We start from the raw sequence: 22080 nt of genomic DNA on the forward strand, positions 1-22080 counted from the left end.
TCTGCTATCGAATCGATTCGAACGAAAGGAGGGCCTGCTTCTCGTCCACGCCAGACGGTGTCAGGCGCGGGCCCACTTCTGGTTGGTGCCGCCGGTGCAGGTCCAGATGCGCGCCTTGGTGCCGTTGGCGGTGCCGCTCACGTCCAGGCACTTGTTCGCGCCGACCGCGGTGATGGTGCCGTCGGCGTTGAGGCGCCACTTCTGGTTGTTCTGCCCGTTGCAGTCCCAGATGATCACGCTGGTGCCGTCCGCTGTCCCGGCCCCGTTCACGTCCAGGCACTTGCCGGCGTAGACCCGCAGCTCACCGGAGTTGGTGGCGGTCCACTGCTGGTTGGACTGCCCGTTGCAGTCCCAGATCTGCGCCTGCGCGCCGTTGGCCTGCGAGGCTCCGCTGACGTCCAGGCACCGCCCAGACCCCACACCCTTGAACGCACTCGCACTCCCCGAAGGCTGGCCCTGGGGACCGGCGGACGCCATCACCGCCTGAGCGCCCGCCGGCCAGGCGCCGTTGGTGACGGTGACGTTGTTGTTCACCACATTGCCGCGGTCGCCGTTGGTCACGTTGGTGCTGCCGTTGGTCGACCAGTTGCCGGTGACGGTGAAGTTCCCCATGTTCTCGCCGCCCCAGTAGTTGGCGGTGGCCCAGGTGCCGGTGTTCGAGAGCACGTTGCCGTTGACGGTGTAGTACTTGGAGCCCTCGTCGAAGTAGATCCCGAACCAGCCGTTGGTCCGGAGGCAGTGGTTGCCGCTGATCACCGCGTTCGGGTTCCACGACAGCGTGTAGATACAGCCCCCATCGGTCATCTGCCGCATGACGTCATGCACGTAGTTCCCGATGAGCTTGTTGCCGGACGCGGTGGTGGGAGTGGTGTAGCGCGGCTGGTAGTTGTACAGGCCGCGGTTGGCGTACTGGTTGCTGCCGCCCGGCTCGTTGGCGCCCCAGCCGTACCCGATCGACATGCCGGTGTACGGCAGGTTGTAGACCTCGTTGTGTGACACGTCGGTGTTGGTGACGTAGGTGGTCAGGACCGAGACGATGCCCCGGTAGTCCAGGCCGAGGTCGTGGATGCGGTTGTTGCTGACGGTGATGTTCCGGTTGACCATCCGCTGGTCACCGGGGTGGTGCGCGTCGGCGCGCACGCCGCCGACCACGATGCCGCCGGCCGAGCTCTGGGCGATCTCGGACCGGGTGACCGTGATGTCGGCGGCGCCCAGGCCGACACCGCCGGCATGCGCGTTGGCGTCGTTGCCGATGCCCACGGCCGTCTGACCGAGGTTGACGAACCGGGAGTCGGTGAAGGTGATGTTGTTGGCCGCGGACACCTGTACGGCCGCCGGCATCTGGTACCAGTTCGGCCGCGCGGCCTCGAACTGCTGGCAGCCCTCCTGACAGGAGGTCAGCCTGTCGGCGGGCCAGTTCCAGTTGCCCGCGATGTAGGCGCCGGTCTGCTGGTCCGCGTAGCCCTGGTTGCCGCTGGGCCCGAGCCAGGTCGTGCCGGAGAACGTGATCCCGCTGAACGTGATGTGGTGCGCGGGCGCGTCGTAGGTGCCTCCGACGTTCACCAGGGACTGAAGAATCGGCAGCTCGACGCTGATGTCGCTCATGTTCTGCCCGGCAGCCGGGATGTAGTACAGGACGCCGGTGCCGGGGTTGATGTACCACTCCCCCGGCGCGTCCAGGAACTCGTAGGCGTTCTCCAGATACAGCGGACCCGCCCGGTGCGGCTGCGTGAAGGTGTCGTACCCGAAGGTGTTGTTGTTCCAGCCGGGCTGCTGCATCGTGATGACGTTCCCGCTGATGCCCTGCACCGTCACGTAGCGGTCCGTGAACGAGCCCACGCTCTCCATCTCGACCCGGTTCTGGTTGGCCAGGTTGTTCAGATAGTTCAGCGCGCTGTTGCCGAACCTCAGGCCGGTGCTGCTCGCGGTGAAGTCCGACCGGTTCACGACCGTACGCGCCCGCGTGGCGAGGGCGCCGTTGACGTACAGCTGCCGGGTGTCGATCCCGGTGCCGACGTCGGCGCGCCAGATGTTCTTCCCCGAGTCGGCCACGGTCCATCCGGTGACCGCCCTGGCTCCGCTGATGACGGGATGGGCGCCCGCCGCGGCCTGCCATTTGACGGAGTAGCCGTTGTTCCCGGAATCGGCGGCGGACAGCCGGAGCGGCGCGGAGAGCCGGTACACCCCGTCGGCCAGTTCCACGACGATGTCACCGGACATCGCGCCGTTCAGCGAACGTACCGCTGTCTGCGCCGCGGCCGGGGAGCACGGCTGGGCGGACGTGCAGGCGGTGCCGGTGCCGGCAGGTGACGCGTACAGGGTGGCGGTGGCCGCTAAGGCCGGGGTGGCGGGGGCGACGAGGGCGAACGCCGCGGCCAGCGCCGCGGCGACGATGCCGATCAGAGTCGGTCTCGACTGCACAGTTGTTCCTTTGGGGGGTACGGGTGTGGCCAGGTCACGCCCTGCTGCTCAGGCAGGTGACACGAGGGTCCTCGCTTCTCATTACGTTGTGAGTATTGACACCCGTCAAGCCCTTAAGCCCGCTTATTTCATCATTCGCACACCCAACGCATGGCCATAGTTAGCCGCATTCCTCCTCCACCAGCGGCAATACCGGCGATCGCGGATACCCGCGCCAATCGTCCTCGTATGAACCGTTCATATGTGTCGTACTAATCGGCACAACGTCTGAGCTGGGAAGGCACTCACATCAGTCATACTTTGCAGGGAACGGCGAGGAGGAAGCACGGTGACCGACACCCCGCGCGAAAGCGGATACCGGCCGGGCTACGAGGTGGCTGCCGAGCAGGTACTCGAATACATCGTCCGGCTCGGCCTGCGGCCGGGCGACCGCATGCCGACCGAGATCGAGCTGGCCCGGCAACTGGGCACCAGTCGCACCGTGGTGCGCGAGGCCGTGAAGATACTCTCCGCGCTCGGCCGGGTACGCGCCCAGAAGGGCCGCGGCCTGTACGTGGCCGACGACGAGGGGATGTTCGGCACCGGGCGCTGGGCCTCCTTCTTCCTCCCGACCGACCTCGACCACGTCTACATGCTGTTCGAGTTCCGCCGGGCACAGGAGATGGAGACCAGCAGGCTCGCCGCCCGCCGCGCCACCCCCGCGGAGCTCAGGGCCATCGAGGAGGCGGCCGGCGTGTGCCGCCACGGCTTCGAGACCGGGCAAGAAGACCTGTTCAACAAGGGCGACGACACCTTTCACACCGCCGTCGCCACGGCCTCGCACAACATGTTCCTCCAGGTGGCGGTGCGGGAGTCCCGCAGGCTGCAGGCGCAGTCCAACCTCATCGGGCTGCGCGGCTCGGTGGGCGGGCACGCCGCCAAGGCCGTCGAGGAGCACGAGGCCATCTACCAGGCCATCCGCGCCGGCGACCCGGAAACGGCCGCCCAGGCCGCGGCCACGCACATCGACAACACCCTCGACGACTACCGGAGAGAGATCCAGCAGCGCCTCTTCTCCTCCCAGTGATCCGCCCCTCCGAACCGGTTCGCCCAGCGGGAGTTGACGGGACCTGATCAGCCGGGCCCACGGCGGCTGAACGTTTCATCGAGCCCGGCTACGAGCGTCGCCGATGAGCGCCGCCGGGCAGGGATTCCGGCAGGGAGCCGGACAGGACGGAGCCTTGACAGGCCGTCCGCGCGTCGTATGTGCTTCGTTGGCGAATCGATTCGCACCTCTCCCAGCGCGGCTGTCTCCGTCTCGTCCTACCTCAAGGAGTACGACAATGCAGCCTTCATCCGTTCCCTTATCGAGCCGTGTGCGGCGTGGGTGGCGTTCTCGGGCGGCCGTCGTCGCAGCCGTGGTGGCGGCGCTGGCAACGCTCCTGGCCACCGCCCTGACCTGGTCGGCACCGGCCTCGGCAGCGACCACGCCGCTGGTGGGCGTAGGCTCCGGGCGTTGCCTGGACGTCAGCGCCTCGCAGGCGAATGGCGCGCAGGCGCAGATCTGGGACTGCAACGGCCAGTCCAACCAGCAGTGGACCGCCACCAGCTCCGATGAGCTGCGGATCTACGGCACCAAGTGCCTGGACGTTTACGGCGCCGGCACCGCCGACGGCACCAGCGTGATCATCTGGGACTGCAATGGCCAGAACAACCAGAAGTGGCGCCTCAACGCCGACGGCAGCATCACCGCCGTCGGAGCGAACAAGTGCCTGGATGTCAGCGGTGCCGGCACCGCCAACGGCACCAAGGTGCAGATCTGGACATGCCACGGCGGCACCAACCAGAAATGGACCACCGGAGCCGGGCCCACCCCGACGCCGACCCCGCAGCCGCCCGGCGCGCGCCCGTGCGACATCTACGCCTCCGGCGGCACGCCGTGCGTGGCCGCGCACAGCACGACACGGGCGCTCTACGGCTCCTACAACGGCAACCTGTACCAGGTCAGGCGCTCATCCGACAACACGACCAGGAACATCGGCGTGCCGACCGCGGGCGGTGTCGCCGACGCCGCGGCCCAGGACTCGTTCTGCACCGGCACCACGTGCGTCATGACCGTCGTGTACGACCAGTCCGGGCGGGGCAACGACCTGTGGTACCAGGGATCCAGCGTGGTCCCCGGCTCCCCTCAGAGCAGGCCCGCGATCGCGACCACCGAGTCGCTCACCGTCGGCGGCGGCAAGGCGTACTCGCTCTACATCAACCCCGGCAACAGCTACTGGCGGGACGGCCACCTGACCGGCGTGCCCACGGGGACCGCGCCCGAGGGCATGTACATGGTGACCAGCGGCACCCACGTCAACGGCGGCTGCTGCTTCGACTACGGCAACAGTGAGACGACCAGGAAGGCCGACGCCGCCGGCGCCATGGACGCCATCAACTTCAGCACCCAGTGCTGGTTCGGCGGCTGCCAGGGAACCGGCCCCTGGGTCCAGGCCGACCTCGAATGGGGGCTCTATCCTGGCGGCAGCCAGTCCTGGAACCCCAACCAGCGGGCGCTTCCCCACAAGTTCGTCACCGCCACGCTGAAGAACAACGGCACCAGCCGATTCGCTATCAAGGGCAGCAACGCGCAGTCCGGCAGCCTGTACACCCTGTACGACGGTCCGCTGCCCAACGGCTACAGCCCGATGAAGAAGCAGGGGGCCATCATCTTGGGCAGCGGCGGCGACTGCTGCAAGCCCGACGGCGGCGCCAACCTCAGCGCCGGAACCTTCTACGAAGGAGCCATGACCGCCGGCTATCCCACCGACGCCACCGAGAACGCCGTCCAGGCCAACATCATCGCCGCCGGCTACCGCTGACCCAGTCGCACGAACCTACGGACGAGGCCGGGCACCGGCGAGGGGGCATGACACTAGGTCTGATGGAAACCGCCGGTGACCTCCAGCAGCCGTCGTCCGGCGTGCTCCGGCCGGATGTTGGGGCCCGCTGCGGCCCTTGCGTCCGGCCGGCGGGTGAACGCGTTGATCGCGTTCTCGTCGATCGTGATGCCGAGACCCGGCGCGTCTCCGAGGATGAAGGCGCCGTCCTCGATGTGCAGGTCGAGCGACATCCCGACCGGCGGGTGCAGATCCTGCAGCTCGCTGGCCAGGTGGTTCGGCACCGATGTCGCGGCGTGCAGCAGCGCGACCGGCGTGTTGCCGATCGGGCTGACCGGCAGGTCATGGGCGTGCGCCAGGGCGGACACCCGGAGGAAGTGGGACACTCCCCAGACCACGGCCGTCTGGACGATGTCGACGGCCCCCGCGGCCAGCAGCGGACGGAACTGCTCGAGCCCGGTGAGGTTCTCCCCCGTGGCGACGGAGGCGCGGATCCCGCGACCGACCACGGCCAGGCCTTCGGAGTCCCACCGCCGGACCGGCTCTTCGATCCACGTGAGATCCAGGGTGCGTTCGAGTTCGCAGACGTGCCGGACCGCCTGCTTGCGGGTCCAGGCCTCGTTCACATCGAGCATCAGGCCCGGCCGCGATCCGTGCCCGGCCTTGGTCAGGACGTCCCGTACCAGCGTCAGGCGGTGCCGGTCGCGTTCGATGTCGAGGCCACCCTTGAGCTTGGCCGCGCGCAGACCGTGCTCGGCGTAGACCTGGTAGACCGAGACGAGTTCGTCGTCGGTCAGGCCGATGTCGAGGCCCGAGGCGTAGGCGGGCACCCGCCGGTCGCGTCCGCCGAGCAGCCGCCAGAGCGGTTCGCCGGCCGCCTGTGCCTTGATGTCCCACAGGGCGGTGTCGAACGCGCCGATCGTACCGAACACGGCGCCGGCGTGGCCCGCCTTGAACGTCTGCCGCAGCATGCGGTCGTAGAGTGCCGTCACCCCGCGCGGATCCTCGCCCTCGATCGCGGCGAAGACAGCCGCGATCTCGACGTGCGGCCCGAGGCCGATGCCGGTGATCCCCTCGTCGGTGTCCACCATGACGAGCGGCACCGAGACGACTCCGTCGGCGAAGACGCCGTTGGCGTCACCGACGGGACGGCCCCATTCCTGGACCGTCGTCGTGGTCCGATACCCCGTGATCCGCATGTCAGCCTTTCGTGGAACCGGCGGTGACGCCGTCGGCGATCTGCCGCTGGAGGAACAGATAGATCATCAGCACGGGTACCGCGGCGATCAGGACCCCCGAGGCGAAGGTGGGGATGTCGTCGGAATACTGTCCGCGCAGCGCGTTGACCCCGATCATGAGGGTGCGATGCTCGGGCGACGGCATCATGAGCAGGGAGATGAGCACGTCGTTCCAGCAGAACAAGGCGTCGAGAATGCCGACCGACAGCAGCGCCGGAACGCCCAGCGGCAGCATGATCCGCCGGTACACGCCGTACACCGTGTTCCCGTCGATCCTGGCCGCGTCGACGATCTCCACCGGAATGGTCCTGTAGTGGCTCGTCATCAGGAAGACGGTGAAGGGCAGGAACTGCGCGACGTAGGCCAGGATCAGCCCCGGGTAGGTGTCGATGAGCCCGCTGTCGGCCATGACCCTGGTGAGCGGCACCATGATCACCTGGAAGGGGATGAACAGCCCCGCGAGACAGCCAAGGAAGATCACCGAGGATCCGCGGAAGCGCAGTTGGCTCAGCGCGAAGCCCGCCATCGACCCCAACAGCAGCAGCAGGGCCACGGCGAATGCCACCACGATGAACGAGTTGACGAAGTACCGTGCCATTCCGGCGCTGGCCCACGCCTCGGCGATGTTGTCCCAGCGCAGGGAACCCGCCGGGGAGAATCGGTCGAGGATGTAGTCGCGCCGGGTCTTCATCGCGACGTTGACGGTGAACACGAGAGGATAGATCGTCGCCAGCGCGAGAACAGCCATCGGAACGGCGGCCATCCACCTGGCCAGACGCATGCCGCGCATCAGTCCTGCCTTCCCGCGCGGCGGAGCAGAGTGATCTGCAGGAGTCCCACCACGAGCATGACGACGAAGAGGACTGTCGAGGCGGCCGAGGCGAGCGCCGGGCGGTTCATCTGTCCCTGTTGGTGCCAGATGTAGTACTCCGGCAGGTAGGTCGACCCCTCCGGGCCCCCGCTGGTCATGATGAAGAGCAGGCCGAACATGGACGTCAGCATCCCGATCATCGTGGTCACAAAGACGAACTGAATGGTGCGCGTCAGGCTCGGGATGATCACGTGCCAGATGATCTGGCGGAGCGACGCGCCGTCCACGCGTGCGGCGTCCAGCAGCGAGGCGTCCAGGGTGCTGAATCCGGCGAGGAACACCACCAAGGCCATTCCGAACGTCGCCCATATGTGCACCCCGACCACGGTGAACATGGCGATGCCCGGGTCGCCGAGCCAGTCGACCGGGCCGACGCCGATCCCGCCGAGCAGGGCGTTCAGCGGACCGTCGAACCCGAGCATGAGGTTGAAGATCGCACCGACGATCACCGGTGAGAGCACGGCGGGGAAGAAGTAGACGCTGCGATAGACCCGATGGCCCGGCACACGCAGATAGATGAAGGTCGCGAGCAGACCCGGAATCGCCACCGCCACGGGAAGCAGCAGCACCAGCAGCCCGACGTTGCCCAGCGCGGTGTGGAACAACGGGTCTCCGAGCAGTTCCAGGTAGTTACTCACGCCGACCGTGGTCCCATTGAGCTCGCCGTCACCCGTGAAGGAGAAGTTGACGCCGAGAACCAGCGGCCACAGCCGCAGCACCACGATGATCAGTACGGCCGGGGCCACCAGAACATAGGGCGCGAGGCGCTCCGCGCGCGCCCCACGGGCGGTCGCGTGGACGCCCCCGCGGTGTCCACGCTGCTTCACCATGTCCCCACCGGCGCGCCCGGATCCGGCCGGGCGGACCGACGGCGACAAATCTCCGATCGGCACGCGGTCAGCTCGCCCGGTCGGAGGCGGCCAGCTGCTTCACAGCCTTGTCCACGGTGGTCGACCCGCTCAGGAGCTGCTGGGACAGTCTTCCCATCAGGTCCAAGGTCTTGGAGGACAGCGCGACGTGCAAGGCAGGCTTGCCGGTCTTGATCTCGGACACGATCGAGGCGACGGCCGGGCCGGCCTGCGAGACGTCGATCGTCGTGTCGGACGCGATCGCGCCGGCCTTGGAGTAGAACGCGGTCAAGGCGTCGGTCGAGGTCAGGGATCGCACCAGATCGGCGGCCAGCTTCGGATCCTTCGTCCACTTCGCGACCGCGTAGCCGATGCCGCCGTCGTACGGAAGGCTCGGGGTGGCTCCGTCGGTGACGACGGGGGCCGGCATGACGCCGATCTTGTCGGGCGGCAGGAACTCGCCGAAATCCTTCCAGTGCCCGATGTCCGACATCAGCCCGATGATGTGAGCGGCCTTACCGGTCTCGAAGACTCTGAAGATGTCGGTGAACATCGCGGTGGAGTTGGCACCGTCGTTGTTCAGCCCTTTGTCGCCGGCGTCCTTCCACAGCTCGAAGATCCGCCTCACATGAGGAGAGGTCCAGTCGCGCTTCCCGGCGATCCAGTTGTCGTACTCCTGAGGCGTCAGGACGCCGGATCCGAGGCCCGACATGAAGAACTGGATTCCGAAGCCTTCCTTGTTGCCCAGCGCGAAGCACGCGGCCCCGGTCGCCTTCTTGATGGCGGCGCAGCCGCTGACCAACTCGTCCCAGGTCTTGGGCGGGTTCGCCGGGTCGAGACCGGCCCTTTCGTAGAGCGTCTTGTTGTAGTAGATCGGGTGGCCCTGCAGGGTCACCGGCGCGGCGTAGGTCTTGCCGTCCTTGCTGAAGGCCTCCCAGCCCGCCAACCGGCTCTTGTCCTCGCTCACGTACGGGTCCAGCGGTAGGAGCGCGTTCACCCGGTCGCGGATCTGGCCGCCCCCGTTGAAGAGCATGACGTCGGGCCCCTTGCTGGACTGAATGGCCGTGCCGAGCAAGGTGTAGTACTGGTCGAAGGGCTGGGCGACGAACTCGACGGTGACGCCGGGATGCCGCTTGGCGAAGTCGGCCTTGGCCTTCTCGATGTAGGCGGCGGCCGTCGGTTCGCCGGACTTCCAGTCCCACACCACGAGCTTGCGCAGCTTGGGCTGCGACTCTCCGCCGGACGGGGAATCCGTCCGCGCCGCGCTCCCGCAGCCGGCCACGGCCAGCCCCGCGGCCAGCAGGACCGACCATAACGCTCGCTGCTTCATAGCTGTTCGCCCTCCGAGAGCGGCCGACGAACCCGGCCGTCTTGGGCCGAAACATAATTCGTATGACGTATTACGGTCAAGAGGGGACATGTACACTGATGCGGTCGCGCTGTCCTTGCCAGGTCACCGGAGGGGAGACATGACGGCACCGCAGGAAACGGGCAGCGCTGTCCCGGCACCACCGGCCTGGGCCCAGCGTCCGGCCAGTCTCGCCAGAGCGGTGACCGCCGAGCTGGTGGAGCGCATCGTTCGCGGCGTGCACCCGCCGGGGACGCCGCTGCCCACCGAGCCCGCGCTGTGCGAAGCCTTCTCCGTGAGCCGCACCGTCGTCCGGGAAGCGGTGAAAGTCCTGCAGGAGAAGGGACTGGTACGAGTCCGTCAGGGCTCCGGCACCATGGTGACCCCTCCGGTGATGTGGGACATGCTCGACGAGCTCGTCCTCGCCGCGGCCATCGCCGCGGACGACAGCCTGGCGATCCTCGACGACCTCGTCGTCACGCGGCGCGTGCTGGAGTCCGACATGGCCAACGTCGCCGCCCGCCTGGCCGGGCCGGACACCATCGAGCAGCTGCGCGCACTGGTGGATCGGATGGACGAGCTCGTGGCCGACCCGGTCACGTACGCCGAAAGCGACCGCGCCTTCCACGACACGATCATGCGGGCGTCGGGAAACCGCATCGCCCGTGGCGTCGTACGGGCGATGGAAGGCCAGGTCATCAACACCGCCCGGTACATGGGCCGGACCGAGCGGGCCCTGTGCGTGGCGTCGAACCTCGGCCACCGCCGCGTCTACGAACGCATCGCCGCCCACGATCCCGCGGGCGCCGCCGAGGCGATGTTCCAGCACATCACCGAGGCCTGGATCGTCCGCCGCAGCGGAACGGCCGATCCCGTACGGCTACAGCGTTAGCACGAGTACATCCCGCGAGACCGGGCGCGCGGAACGATTCGATTGACCGCCGTGAAAGTTTCATCGCGACGCGTCAGTGGCGGCCACGGCCGCTTCTCCTGGTCAGGCGCCGAAGCGACGGGGCCATCTCAGGCGCGGGCGCTCAACGTCGAGAAGGCCGATCCTTGACAGGTCTTGTCACGGTCATATTTGCTCCGCTGCACCATCGCCTCCAGCCGCCAGGAAGAAAGGAGATCCCATTACGGCGGCGTTGAGTGAGCGCTAACACTCCACCGCCCTCACTCCCGGAAAAGGTGGTAGAAGTGGCTTCCCTTTTACGTTGTCCCCCCAAAAAAAGGGAAAGGAATTTGCGTGATGTCGAGGCTTAGATACCTCTTCACCGCTATTGCTTCCGTAGTACTGCTCGTCGTCCTGGCCACGGTGCATACGGCGCTGGGCGACAGCACTCCCCCGCCCCTCGCACAACAGAGCGCTCTCGCGGGCAGCGCTGGATGCGGCAAGAGCCCGACGCTGAGAAGCGGTCCGCAGTCGATTACCACCAGCGGAAAAAATCGTAGCTATATCCTGAGAATTCCTGACAACTACAACAACGCCACCCCCTACCGGTTAATCTTCGGATTCCACTGGAATGGCGGCACCGCCAACGATGTCGACGGGGGCGGAACCAGCGGGTACCCCTGGTCCTACTACGGGCTCCGGGCATTGTCGAACAACACCGCGATCTTCGTCTCGCCTCAGGGCTTCAACAACGGCTGGGCCAACTCCGGCGGTGAGGACATCACCTTCGTCGACGACATGATCCGCCGGATCGAAGCCGACCTCTGTGTCGACACCTCCCAGCGCTTCGCCATGGGCTTCAGCTACGGCGGCGGCATGAGCTACTCGCTCGCGTGCACCAGGGCGACGGTCTTCCGCGCCGTGGCGGTCTACTCCGGCGGGCAGCTCAGCGGGTGCAGCGGCGGCAACCAGCCCATCGCGTACATCGGGCTGCACGGCCTCAGGGATCCGGTGCTCAACATCTCCACGGGCCGGTCGCTACGTGACAGGTTCGTCAGGAACAACGGCTGCACCCCCCAGAACCCGCCGGAGCCTGCGCAAGGGAGCCTTACGCACATCGTCACCAACTACTCGGGGTGCCGGGCCGGGTATCCGGTCGCATGGGCGGCGTTCGACGCCGGCCATACCCCCGGTCCCGTGGACGGGAAGCCCGGCGACTTGGAGCCCGGCGAGAAGTCCTGGACCAGGCCAGTGGTGTGGAACTTCTTCGCGCAGTTCGGAGGCAGCGACCCGAATCCGACGCCGACGCCGACGCCGACGCCCACGGTTGATCCGCCGACGACAGGCGCGTTCAAGGGTGTGGGGTCGGGGCGGTGCCTGGACGTCAGCGGAGCCTCGCAGGCCAACGGCGCGCAGGCGCAGATCTGGGACTGCAACGGGCAGTCCAACCAGCAGTGGGCCTCCACCGGTTCCGGTGAGCTGCGGGTCTACGGCGGCAAGTGCCTGGACGTGAACGGGGCCGGGACGGCGGACGGCACCGCGGTGATCATCTGGGACTGCAACGGTCAGAACAACCAGAAGTGGCGCCTCAACGCCGACGGGAGCATCACGGCGGTGGGGGCGAACAAGTGCCTGGACGTGTCCGGGTACGGCACCGCCAACGGCACCAGGGTGCAGATCTGGACCTGCACCGGCGCCACCAACCAGCAATGGACCCGCGTCTGACAGCCCGTGACAGCTGACCACGCGCCATCGCCGGGACGAGTCATCGCCCCGGCGATGGCCACGAGCACGCAGGCACGTACACGGTGCAGGGCTCGTGCTCGTACCCAACGGAGGCCGACCGCCCGCGAAACCCCCATGGGCATGGAGAACCGAGATGACTGATTTATCGCGAAGGCAAGTGCTGAGATTCGGCGCGGCTGGAGCCGGAGCCGCGCTGTTGCCGTTGCCATGGACGGCCACGGCCCGAGCCGCGTCGGTGGCGCCTGCGGAGGTGCGCGCCGCGAACGATCTGGCGCTCTGGTACGACAAGAGCGCCGGCACGGAGTGGCTGCGTGCGCTTCCGATCGGAAACGGTCGCCTGGGCGCCATGGTGTTCGGCAACGTCGACACCGAGCGGCTGCAGCTCAACGAGGACACCATCTGGGCCGGTGGGCCGTATGACCAGAGCAACACGAAGGGCGCGGCGGCGCTGGGGCAGATCCGGCAGCTGGTCTTCCAGAACCAGTGGAGCCAGGCCCAGAGCCTCGTCGACCAGAACATGCTGGGCAACCCTTCGGCTCAGCTGGCCTACCAGCCCGTGGGCGATCTACGGCTCACTTTCGGCAGCGCCGCCGGGGTTTCGGAGTACAACCGTTTCCTGGACCTCATCACGGCCACCACGACGGTGACGTACCTGCAGAACGGCGTGCGGTACCGGCGCGAGGTGCTCGCGAGCGCGCCGGACCAGGTGATCGCCATCCGGCTGACCGCCGACAGGCCCGGCTCGATCACGTTCTCCGCGACGTTCGGCAGCCCGCAGCGGACGACACGCTCCAGCCCGGACGGCACGACGGCGGCGCTCGACGGCGTCTCCGGCGACCAGAGGGGCCTGGCCGGCAAGGTCAGGTTCCTGGCACTGGCCCGGGCCGTCGCCGAAGGCGGCAGTGTCAGCAGCTCCGGCGGCACACTGCAGGTAAGGGCCGCCAACAGCGTGACGGTGCTGATCTCCATCGGCTCCAGTTACGTGAACTACAAGGACGTCAGCGGCGACTACCAGGGCATCGCCCGGCGCCATCTCGACGCCGCCGCCGGCCGGACCTACGACGACCTGCGTGGCCGGCACGTCGCCGACTACCAGCGGCTGTTCGGGCGCACGACGCTCGACCTCGGCCGCACCGCGGCGGCCGACCAGCCGACCGACGTCCGGATCGCGCAGCACGCCAACAGCAACGACCCGCAGTTCTCGGCGCTGCTGTTCCAGTACGGCCGTTACCTGCTGATCTCTTCCTCGCGTCCCGGCACCCAGCCCGCCAACCTGCAGGGCATCTGGAACGACTCCCTGACCCCGTCCTGGGATTCGAAGTACACCCTCAACGCCAACCTGCCCATGAACTACTGGCCGACCGACACGACCAACCTGTCGGAGTGCTACGAGCCGGTGTTCAGGATGATCAACGACCTCACGGTCAGCGGCGCCCGGACGGCCCGGGTGCAGTACAACGCCGGCGGCTGGGTGACCCATCACAACACCGACGGCTGGCGGGCATCGTCGGTTGTCGACTTCGCCGCGGCGGGCATGTGGCAGACCGGCGGCGCGTGGCTGGCCACCATGATCTGGGATCACTACCTGTTCACCGGCGACCTCGATTTCCTGCGGCAGTACTACCCGGCCATGAAGGGGGCCGCGCAGTTCTTCCTGGAGACCCTCGTGCAGGAGCCGAGCCTGGGTTACCTGGTCACGAACCCGTCGAACTCCCCCGAACTCAACCACCACTCGGGCGTCAGCATCTGCGCCGGACCCACGATGGACAACCAGATCCTGCGGGACCTGTTCAACGGCTGCGCCAAGGCGAGCGAACTCCTGGGCACGGACGCGAGCTTCCGGACGCAGGTCCTGGCCGCCCGGGACCGGCTCGCGCCGATGAAGGTGGGCTCGCGCGGCAACATCCAGGAGTGGCTGTACGACTGGGTCGAGACCGAGCAGAACCACCGGCACATCTCCCACCTCTACGGCCTGCACCCCAGCAACCAGATCACCAAGCGCGGCACCCCCGCGCTGTACACCGCCACGCGGCGGACCCTCGAACTGCGCGGTGACGACGGTACGGGCTGGTCGCTGGCGTGGAAGATCAACTACTGGGCGCGGATGGAGGAGGGCACGCGGGCGCACGACCTGATCCGCTCCCTCGTGACCACGGCCCGGCTCGCGCCGAACATGTTCGACCTGCACCCGCCGTTCCAGATCGACGGCAACTTCGGCGCGACGTCCGGCGTCGCCGAGATGCTGCTGCAGAGCCACAACGGCGAGCTGCACGTGCTGCCGGCGCTGCCGGCGGCCTGGCCGAGCGGGAAGGTCCAGGGTCTTCGGGGGCGCGGCGGCTACACCGTGGACGCGACGTGGAGCTCCGGCGGGGCCACCGAGATCCTCATCAGGTTCGACCGCGACGGGACGGTCAACGTGCGCGGCCGGATGTTCGCCGGGACCTACCAGGTGGTCGACACCACGACCGGCGACACCGTCAGCGTCACCAAACCCGAGAACGACGTCATCAGATTGACCGGCCAGGCCGCTCGTACGTACCGCATGACCGGGTCCGGCCCCGCGCCGGCGAGCTACGTGCGGATCACCAACGCGACCACCGGCCTGGCGCTGGACAGTGGCGGGAATGTCGCCTCCGGGGCGAACCTCAAGCAGTGGAACTGGGACGGCAGCACCAACCTGCAGTGGCAGCTCGTGGACCTGGGCGGCGGGTGGTACCGCATCGTCAACCGTGCCAACGGCATGGTCGCCGACAGCTGGGGCAACACCGCCAACGGAGCCAACGCCAGGCAGGCGGCGTGGGACGGCGGCAACAACCAGCAGTGGCGCCTCAACAGCACGGGCAACAGCCGCTACCAGATCATCAACCGCGCCACCGGCACGGCCCTCGACGGCATGGGCAACAGCACAGCCGGCTCCACCGTGGCCATGTGGACGCCGAACAACAGCACCAACAACCAATGGACCATCACGGGCGCGTGAACCCGACGACGCTCGCAGACCTTCGCGCGCTTCGCCGCAACCGGCCACCGGTTGCGGCGAAGCCATGGGCCTACCGACGCGGCGTCAGGAACGGTTCCACGTCCATTTCTGGTTGTTGCCGCCCGAGCAGTCGTACAGCTGGATCTGGGTGCCGTTGCCGGTGCCCGCGCCGATGGCGTCCAAGCAGCGTCCGGATTGCACACCGACGATGCTGCCGTCGGAGTTGACGCGCCACTTCTGGTTGTCGCCACCCCAGCAGCTGTAGATCTGCACCTTCGCGCCGTTCCCGGTGCCGGCGGCATCCAGGCACTTGTTGCCGTACACCTTGACCTCACCCGCGGAGGTCGAGCTCCACTGCTGGTTGGACTGGCCGTTGCAGTCCCACAACTGCACCTGAGTGCCATCCGTGCTCGAGGCGTTGGGCACGTCCAGGCACCGACCGGAGGCCACCCCCTTGATCTGACCGTTGTCGCCGGGCGGCGTCGGGGTCGGCGTGGGCGTGGGCGTGGGGCCGGGGTTGGCGGCGTTGAGGGCGTTGAGGACCGCGTCGTAGGCGGGCTTCTTGTTGGCGCCATTGAACAGCAGCGGGCTGGCGTTGGCGCCGAGCCAGGAGTCCTGGTCGCGCACCCCCCACACCGTGATGCCGGCGCAACGGGCCACCGCCAGGCAGTCGTTCACCACGGCGGCGTAGGTCTGCGGAGAGGCGCCCTGGATGTCCAGCTCGGTGATCTGCACGTCCACCCCGAGGGCGGCGAAGCTGGAGATGGTGGTGCGGTAGTTGCTGTTGTACGGGCTGCCGCTGTTGAAGTGGGACTGCAGGCCCACGCAGTCGATCGGCACGCCACGCTGCTTGAAGTCGCGGACCATGTTGTAGACGCCCTGCGTCTTGGCCCAGGACCAGTTGTCGATGTTGTAGTCGTTGTAGCAGAGCTTGGCGGCCGGGTCGGCGGCGCGTGCGGTGCGGAACGCCACCTCGATCCAGTCGTTGCCGGTGCGCTGCAGGTTGGAGTCGCGCCGCCCGCCTCCGCTGTCGGAGTAGGCCTCGTTGACCACGTCCCAGGCGTAGATCTTGCCCTTGTAGTGGGCCATGACACCGTTGATGTGGTCGATCATCGCCTGGCGCAGGCTGCCGCCCGACAGCGACTGCATCCAGCCGGGCTGCTGGGAGTGCCAGGCAAGCGTGTGCCCGCGCACCCGCTTGCCGTTCTGCACGGCCCAGTTGTAGATGCGGTCGCCGTTGCCGAAGTTGAACTGGCCCCGGTTCGGCTCGGTGGCGTCGATCTTCATCTCGTTCTCGGCCGTCACCATGGTGAACTCGCGGTTGGCGATCGTGGTGTACTGCGAGTCGCCGAGCCTGCCCGCGCTGATGGCGGCGCCGAAGTAACGCCCGCTCTGCGCGGCGGCCGCGCCGAGCGTACTCGCCGCGGCATCCGCTGGTAGCGGCGCCGTCAGCGCCGTGATCAGGCCGAGTGCGCCGAGAGCACCGACGATCAGGGACCAGCGTAAGCCGTTCAAGGGCCGCCTGGTTCCAGGCGAGGGTATGGCGTTTGCGCCCATGCCTGAGCCTCCATGTCTGAGATACGGAAACGGGATCGACGCCGCGCCCACCACCAAGGCGCCGCTTGGTGACTCAGTGTGGAAATACTCCCGAAACATTGTCAAGACGGATATAAAAGTTTCGGACACATTTGACCGCCTACTCCGGTGCTACAGGGCCTCAGCCACCCATGATGCACACCGAAACTTTCGCCCGTTCCTGCCGCAGAGGACGGTAAGCCCTGAAAGTTTCATACCTTTGCCCCGATCACGCGTCGATGGTGCGCCAGGTCAGCTGCGGGTCCAGCGCTGGTTGGCGCCACTGCCGCAGGACCAGATCTGGAGTTTGGTGCCGTTGGCGGTGGCGTTGTTCGGCACGTCAAGGCACTTGTTCGCGCCGACGGCGGTGATGGTGCCGTCTGCGTTGAGGCGCCACCGCTGGTTGTCCTGGCCGTTGCAGTCCCAGATGATGACACTGGTGCCGTCGGCGGTGCCCCGGTTGTACACATCCAGACACTTGCCGCCGTAGACCCGCAGCTCACCGCTCGCGGTCGCCGTCCACTGCTGGTTGGCCTGACCGTTGCAGTCCCAGATCTGCGCCTGCGCGCCGTTGGCCTGCGAGGCGCCGGAGACATCAAGACACCTGCCCGACCCCACACCCCTGATCGAGCCCGTGGGCGGAGGCGTGACGATGCCCCCTCCGGTCACGACGTACATGGCCGCCCCGTGTCCGGGGACCGACGCGCTGATCGTCCCGGACGAGGAGGACGTCGTGTGCGCCCACAGGTCGCGCACCGAGTAAGAGGACGCGGACCCCAGCCCCAGGGCGGAGGCGGTGGTGGAGACCGTCGAAGTGGAGGTGCCCCGGTTGAGCAGCACGACCGCGACCGAGCCGTTCGACATCGGCTTGCGCCAGACCTCCAGGTTGCCGTTGTCGCTGATCTTGTTGCCCTGCCTGCCACCCCAGTCCTGGTTGACCGCGATGACCTCGGTGTTGGTGAGGATCGTGCGCGTATCGGCGCTCATCGTACGGATGTCGTTTCCGGTGATGAGCGGCGCGTTCAGCAGCGACCACAGGCTGAAGTGCGCGCGGCCCTCGGTCCCCGTCACCCCGCCGACGCCCACCTCCAGCATGTCCGGATCGTTCCACCCGCCGGGGCCCGAGTACGCGTCGAGCCCAACCTGCTGGTCCAGGATGCCCATGATCGAGTTCCAGTTCGCCGCGATGTCGCCGGTGTTGCGCCAGGAGTTGCCCACCGGCATCCCCCACGTCCACACGCTCTCCTGCCCCCAGTTACACAGGCTGTACACGATCGGACGCCCGGTGGCGGCCAGCGCGTCCCGCATGGCCGTGTACCGCTGCTGCCCGTTCAGGCCCCGGTGGTCACCGCAGTTGTCGTACTTCAGGTAGTCGATTCCCCAGGACGCCCACAGGGCCGCGTCCCGCCGCTCGTTGCCCAGGCTGGCCGGGTACCCCGCGCACGTCGTGGTTCCGGCCGAGGAGTAGATGCCGAGCTTGAGCCCCTTGGAGTGGACGTAGTCGGCCAGGGCCTTGATGCCGTTGGGGAACTTCTGCGGATCCGGCACCAGGTCACCGTTGGAGTTGCGGTTCTTGGTGGACCAGCAGTCGTCGATGTTGACGTAGGTGTAGCCCGCCGACGCCATGCCGCTGGAGACCATGGCGTCAGCCGTCTGACGGATCAGCGAGTCGTTGACGTTGCAGCCGAAGCTGTTCCAGTCGTTCCAGCCCATCTGGGGCGTGCGGGCCAGGCCGTTGTCCAGCGCGGCGGCCGGCGACGTCTCACTGCCGATCGCGACAACGGAGCCGGCTGCGAGTACCGCCGCCATTGCTAAGCCAAGGATTCTGCGCATCTGATTCCTCTACCTACCGGGGTTTCGGGGAGATCTCCGGGCGATCCACCGGGGGGACGTCATGCGTTGAGGCGAGTCCAGCGCTGGTTGGCGCCACCGCCGCAGGACCAGATCTGGAGTTTGACGCCGTTGGCGGTGGAGTAGTTCGGCACGTCAAGGCACTTGTTCGCGCCGACGGCGGTGATGGTGCCGTCTGCGTTGAGGCGCCACTTCTGGTTGTTCTGGCCGTTGCAGTCCCAGATGATCACTGCGGTGCCGTCCGCCGTCCCGGCCCCGTTCACATCCAGACACTTGCCGCCATAGACCCGCAGCTCACCGCTCGCGGTCGCCGTCCACTGCTGGTTGGCCTGACCGTTGCAGTCCCAGATCTGCGCCTGCGCGCCGTTCGCCTGCGAAGCGCCGGAGACATCAAGACACCTGCCCGACCCCACACCCCTGATCGCACCCGCACCAGGGGTTCCGCTCCCCGGCTGGCCGATGCTGCCCGGTACCGACTGAAGCGCCTCGTGCCAGGCGGCGGCCATCTTGTCGTAGCCACCGGCGGTGGGGTGAATGCCGTCGATCAGGTCGGAGGTGGTCAACTTGCTGTGCATGTCGACCAGGTGGACACGTTTGCCGGTGTTCACCTTGCTCTGGACGATGCCGGGGATCGCCGCGTTGAAGGTGCGGGCGGCCGACTCCTGGCCGGAGTTGGACAGCGGGATGATGGTGGCGACGAAGACGTCCGCGTTGGGCACGGCTGTGGTGATGTGGTCGATCAGCGTGGACACCCGTTGCGGGGCACCGGCCACGTTGTAGTTCTGCAGGACATCGTTGGTGCCGATGTGCAGCAGCACCGTGCGCGGTGTGTACGTACGCAGCCAGCCGGTGATGTTCGCGTCGATCTGGTCGATCCGCCAGCCGGGATGGCCCTCATGATCGTGGTCGCCCAGGCTGCCCGGCCCGTTGAACTGCGACCCGACAAGGTCGACCGTGTAGCGGCCGGCGGCCAGGCGCTGCCACAGCCCGATCCGGTATCCGCCGGGCACCTGCGTACCCTCGGTGATCGAGTCGCCCAGCGGCATGACCCGGACCCCGCCGTTGGATTCGGCGCCGACGACACCGGCCCCCGCCACCACCAAGGCCACGGCCATCAGCGCGACGGCGCACCATCGTCCCCACGTACGCGTGCTCAACCCCTCACGGCGGTCAGGGGGCAGGTCGAATCGTGTAGCAATGTATGCGCTGACGTACTTGCGCTCCGGCCCGCCTGTTGTGGACACGGGGACCTCCTTCGGTAAGAATCGGCGACTTGGGATCGTGCTCGGTGGTTGCCGTAACGGACCCACGGTGGGGACGCTCGGGTGCTGCCTGATTCGGCATGCCGGCGGAGGCTCCCGATCTAGTTGTTAGCGCTAACATCGCTTTGGCTCAAACCGGTGCTCCTTCCAGACAGGCCAGCTGAGGTGGTGGTGTGGCGGAGCAAACATGACGCGGGAAGATCCGTCAAGGGCCCGCTCTCGTCCATCGCGGTTCTGCCGCGCGCCGAAGTGGCCTGATCAGAGCTGACCGGGCGCGGTCGCACAGTCGCGGCCGGCGAGGTGATGAAACGTTCATCCGGCGGCCGTGTGGCATGACCAGGACGCACCAGCGCACCGGCCTCCTGAGTGCGACCATCCCATCGAACCGATTCGTCCATGGTCTTGACATGTTTCGTAGCCGTTTCCACACTGAGTCCGCAAGGCGGTGGTGAACGGCAGGAGTCCTCGGCTGTGACGCGTCCGGCGATGGACCGGTCGTGGATCGCGGCTGCCTCCCCTGATGCCTCATGGGAATCGCGCGGCCGGCCAACCGGATTCCCACGGCAGTACATCGCTCTCACATGTCGGGCCCTCTTTCCCGGCGATCGAAGGAGGACACAATGGTTGCCATCGGCGGGGCCCGGCAGGCCTTACCGGGGCGGCGTGGCTGGCGGTCACTGGTCGCCGTCCTCGTGACCGCCGTCCTGGCCGGCTCCATGTTCGCGCTCGGCACCGCACCGGCCTCGGCGGCGAGTGTCGACACCAGCGCCTGGTACGTGCTGGTGAACCGCAACAGCGGCAAGGCCCTGGACGTGTACAACCTGGCCACCAACGACGGGGCGCGCATCGTCCAGTGGGCTCGCAACGACGGCAACCAGCAACAGTGGCAGTTCGTCGACTCCGGCGGCGGTTACTATCGGCTACGCTCCCGCCACTCAGGCAAGGTGCTGGACGTCTACAACTTCTCCACCGCCGACGGCGCGGCCATCGTGCAATGGAGCGACCAGAACGGAACCAACCAGCAGTTCCGGCTGGCCGACTCGACCGGAGGCTACGTCCGTCTGCTCAACCGCAACAGCGGAAAGGCGCTGGAGGTCCAGGGCGCTTCCACCGCAGACGGCGGGAACATCGTGCAGTACTCCGACTGGGGCGGGAGCAACCAGCAATGGCAGCTGGTCCGGGTCGGCGGCTCAGGATCGGGTTCCCTGCCCTCCACCTTCCGATGGAGCTCCAGCGGCGTGCTGGCCGGTCCCAAGCCGGACGCCACGCACCCCAGCGCGGCGATCAAGGACTTCTCCGTCATCCGGTACAACAACCAGTGGCACGTCTACGCCACCAACGCCACCGGCAACGGCTGGGGCCTGCTGCAGTTCTCCTTCAGCGACTGGCCGCAGGCCGCCTCGGCGCCCTACGCCTATCTCGACCAGTCGCCGATGGGACCGGGCTACCGGGCCGCGCCGCAGGTGTTCTACTTCGCGCCGCAGAACCTGTGGTACATGGTCTACCAGACCGGCCCGCCCACCTACTCCACCAGCAGCGACCCCACCAACCCTCGCTCATGGTCGGCCCCGCGGACCTTCATCGCCAGCGAGCCGCCCATCGTGACCCAGAACAAGGGCAACGGCACCTGGATCGACTTCTGGACCATCTGCGACACCGCCAACTGCTACCTGTTCTTCAGCGACGACAACGGCCACCTCTACCGGGCGCAGACCAGCCTGGCCAACTTCCCCAACGGCTTCGGCAACACCCAGATCGTCCTGTCCGACAGCCAGTTTGCTCTGTTCGAAGCGTCCAACGTCTACAAGATCGCCGCCGAGAACCGGTACCTGCTCATCGTCGAGGCCATCGGCTCGACCGGCCGACGCTACTTCCGGTCGTGGACCTCCCCCAGTCTCACCGGCTCCTGGACCCCGCTCGCGGCCACCGAGTCCGAGCCGTTCGCCGGCCGTAACAACGTCACCTTCCCGGGCGGCGGCTGGACGCAGGACATCAGCCACGGCGAGCTGGTCCGGGCGAGCAACGACCAGACCCTCACCATCAACCCCTGCAAACTCCAGTACGTCTACCAGGGCATGGACCCGGGCGCCGGCGGCGACTACGGCCGCCTTCCCTGGCGGATGGGCCTGCTCACCCAGACGAACTCACCCTGCTGACCTGCGCGCCCGCGGCCCGCTCAACCTGCACCGC

General features: G+C 67.4%; 14 protein-coding genes. 6 read left to right on the plus strand and 8 right to left on the minus strand.

Translation table 11 applies throughout. The features are described from left to right. Positions 1 to 60: 60 nt before the first annotated feature. Positions 61 to 2421 (minus strand): RICIN domain-containing protein, encoded by a 2361-nt coding sequence (locus ACGFNP_RS04095; protein WP_393314570.1) that lies wholly within the window; start codon positions 2419 to 2421, stop codon positions 61 to 63. 328 nt (positions 2422 to 2749) lie between these two features. Here ACGFNP_RS04095 and ACGFNP_RS04100 point away from each other — a divergent pair, with 328 nt between their 5' ends. Further along, positions 2750 to 3487 (plus strand): FadR/GntR family transcriptional regulator, encoded by a 738-nt coding sequence (locus tag ACGFNP_RS04100; RefSeq protein WP_393314573.1) that lies wholly within the window; start codon positions 2750 to 2752, stop codon positions 3485 to 3487. A gap of 289 nt (positions 3488 to 3776) precedes the next feature. Further along, positions 3777 to 5264 carry an arabinofuranosidase catalytic domain-containing protein gene (locus ACGFNP_RS04105; RefSeq protein WP_393314576.1) on the plus strand — a complete coding sequence of 496 codons (1488 nt, stop codon included), beginning with the start codon at positions 3777 to 3779 and terminating at the stop codon, positions 5262 to 5264. Positions 5265 to 5317: 53 nt separating this feature from the next. Here the strand turns inward: ACGFNP_RS04105 and ACGFNP_RS04110 are convergent, their stop codons facing one another. From ACGFNP_RS04110 to ACGFNP_RS04125, 4 genes are all read right to left on the minus strand, one after another. Further along, positions 5318 to 6481 carry a mandelate racemase/muconate lactonizing enzyme family protein gene (locus tag ACGFNP_RS04110; protein ID WP_393314579.1) on the minus strand — a complete coding sequence of 388 codons (1164 nt, stop codon included), beginning with the start codon at positions 6479 to 6481 and terminating at the stop codon, positions 5318 to 5320. Between the two features lies 1 nt (position 6482). Further along, a complete protein-coding gene (locus ACGFNP_RS04115; protein WP_358329653.1) occupies positions 6483 to 7310 on the minus strand; it encodes a carbohydrate ABC transporter permease in 828 nt (275 codons plus the stop codon). Continuing rightward, positions 7310 to 8221, minus strand: a complete 912-nt coding sequence (locus ACGFNP_RS04120; RefSeq protein ID WP_393314582.1) for a carbohydrate ABC transporter permease — start codon at positions 8219 to 8221, stop codon at positions 7310 to 7312. The genes ACGFNP_RS04115 and ACGFNP_RS04120 overlap by 1 nt, the downstream gene beginning before the upstream one ends. A gap of 67 nt (positions 8222 to 8288) precedes the next feature. Next, complete coding sequence (locus ACGFNP_RS04125; RefSeq protein ID WP_393314585.1) at positions 8289 to 9569, minus strand: ABC transporter substrate-binding protein; 1281 nt, start codon at positions 9567 to 9569, stop codon at positions 8289 to 8291. 139 nt (positions 9570 to 9708) lie between these two features. On the opposite strand from ACGFNP_RS04125, the gene ACGFNP_RS04130 reads away from it, so the two are divergent. The 3 genes from ACGFNP_RS04130 (at position 9709) to ACGFNP_RS04140 (ending at position 15202) form a co-directional block, all read left to right on the plus strand. Continuing rightward, positions 9709 to 10479, plus strand: a complete 771-nt coding sequence (locus tag ACGFNP_RS04130) for a FadR/GntR family transcriptional regulator (RefSeq protein ID WP_358329645.1) — start codon at positions 9709 to 9711, stop codon at positions 10477 to 10479. 354 nt (positions 10480 to 10833) lie between these two features. Further along, on the plus strand, positions 10834 to 12201 hold the full coding sequence (locus tag ACGFNP_RS04135) for a ricin-type beta-trefoil lectin domain protein (RefSeq protein WP_393314588.1): 1368 nt from the start codon (positions 10834 to 10836) through the stop codon (positions 12199 to 12201). A 178-nt stretch (positions 12202 to 12379) separates the two neighbouring features. After that, complete coding sequence (locus tag ACGFNP_RS04140) at positions 12380 to 15202, plus strand: glycoside hydrolase N-terminal domain-containing protein (protein WP_393314591.1); 2823 nt, start codon at positions 12380 to 12382, stop codon at positions 15200 to 15202. 84 nt (positions 15203 to 15286) lie between these two features. Here the strand turns inward: ACGFNP_RS04140 and ACGFNP_RS04145 are convergent, their stop codons facing one another. The 3 genes from ACGFNP_RS04145 to ACGFNP_RS04155 form a co-directional block, all read right to left on the minus strand. After that, positions 15287 to 16717, minus strand: a complete 1431-nt coding sequence (locus tag ACGFNP_RS04145) for an endo-1,4-beta-xylanase (protein WP_393314594.1) — start codon at positions 16715 to 16717, stop codon at positions 15287 to 15289. A 312-nt stretch (positions 16718 to 17029) separates the two neighbouring features. After that, positions 17030 to 18610 (minus strand): lectin, encoded by a 1581-nt coding sequence (locus tag ACGFNP_RS04150; protein WP_393314597.1) that lies wholly within the window; start codon positions 18608 to 18610, stop codon positions 17030 to 17032. Positions 18611 to 18669: 59 nt separating this feature from the next. Beyond that, the gene (locus ACGFNP_RS04155) at positions 18670 to 19872 is read right to left on the minus strand and encodes a lectin (RefSeq protein WP_393314600.1); all 1203 of its coding nucleotides are present in this window, start codon (positions 19870 to 19872) and stop codon (positions 18670 to 18672) included. Between the two features lie 638 nt (positions 19873 to 20510). Here ACGFNP_RS04155 and ACGFNP_RS04160 point away from each other — a divergent pair. After that, the gene (locus ACGFNP_RS04160) at positions 20511 to 22046 is read left to right on the plus strand and encodes a non-reducing end alpha-L-arabinofuranosidase family hydrolase (protein WP_393314603.1); all 1536 of its coding nucleotides are present in this window, start codon (positions 20511 to 20513) and stop codon (positions 22044 to 22046) included. The last annotated feature ends 34 nt before the right edge of the window (positions 22047 to 22080 follow it).

It is taken from the genome of Nonomuraea sp. NPDC049269 (genome assembly GCF_043197155.1).
Lineage (GTDB): Bacteria > Actinomycetota > Actinomycetes > Streptosporangiales > Streptosporangiaceae > Nonomuraea.

Bases quoted from the DNA above. Each gene is read 5' to 3' on its own strand.
- ACGFNP_RS04110 (WP_393314579.1), bottom strand. From the start codon at position 6,481: ATGCGGATCACGGGGTATCGGACCACGACGACGGTCCAGGAATGGGGC.
- ACGFNP_RS04115 (WP_358329653.1), bottom strand. From the start codon at position 7,310: ATGCGCGGCATGCGTCTGGCCAGGTGGATGGCCGCCGTTCCGATGGCT.
- ACGFNP_RS04120 (WP_393314582.1), bottom strand. From the start codon at position 8,221: ATGGTGAAGCAGCGTGGACACCGCGGGGGCGTCCACGCGACCGCCCGT.
- ACGFNP_RS04125 (WP_393314585.1), bottom strand. From the start codon at position 9,569: ATGAAGCAGCGAGCGTTATGGTCGGTCCTGCTGGCCGCGGGGCTGGCC.
- ACGFNP_RS04130 (WP_358329645.1), top strand. From the start codon at position 9,709: ATGACGGCACCGCAGGAAACGGGCAGCGCTGTCCCGGCACCACCGGCC.
- ACGFNP_RS04135 (WP_393314588.1), top strand. From the start codon at position 10,834: ATGTCGAGGCTTAGATACCTCTTCACCGCTATTGCTTCCGTAGTACTG.
- ACGFNP_RS04150 (WP_393314597.1), bottom strand. From the start codon at position 18,610: ATGCGCAGAATCCTTGGCTTAGCAATGGCGGCGGTACTCGCAGCCGGC.
- ACGFNP_RS04160 (WP_393314603.1), top strand. From the start codon at position 20,511: ATGGTTGCCATCGGCGGGGCCCGGCAGGCCTTACCGGGGCGGCGTGGC.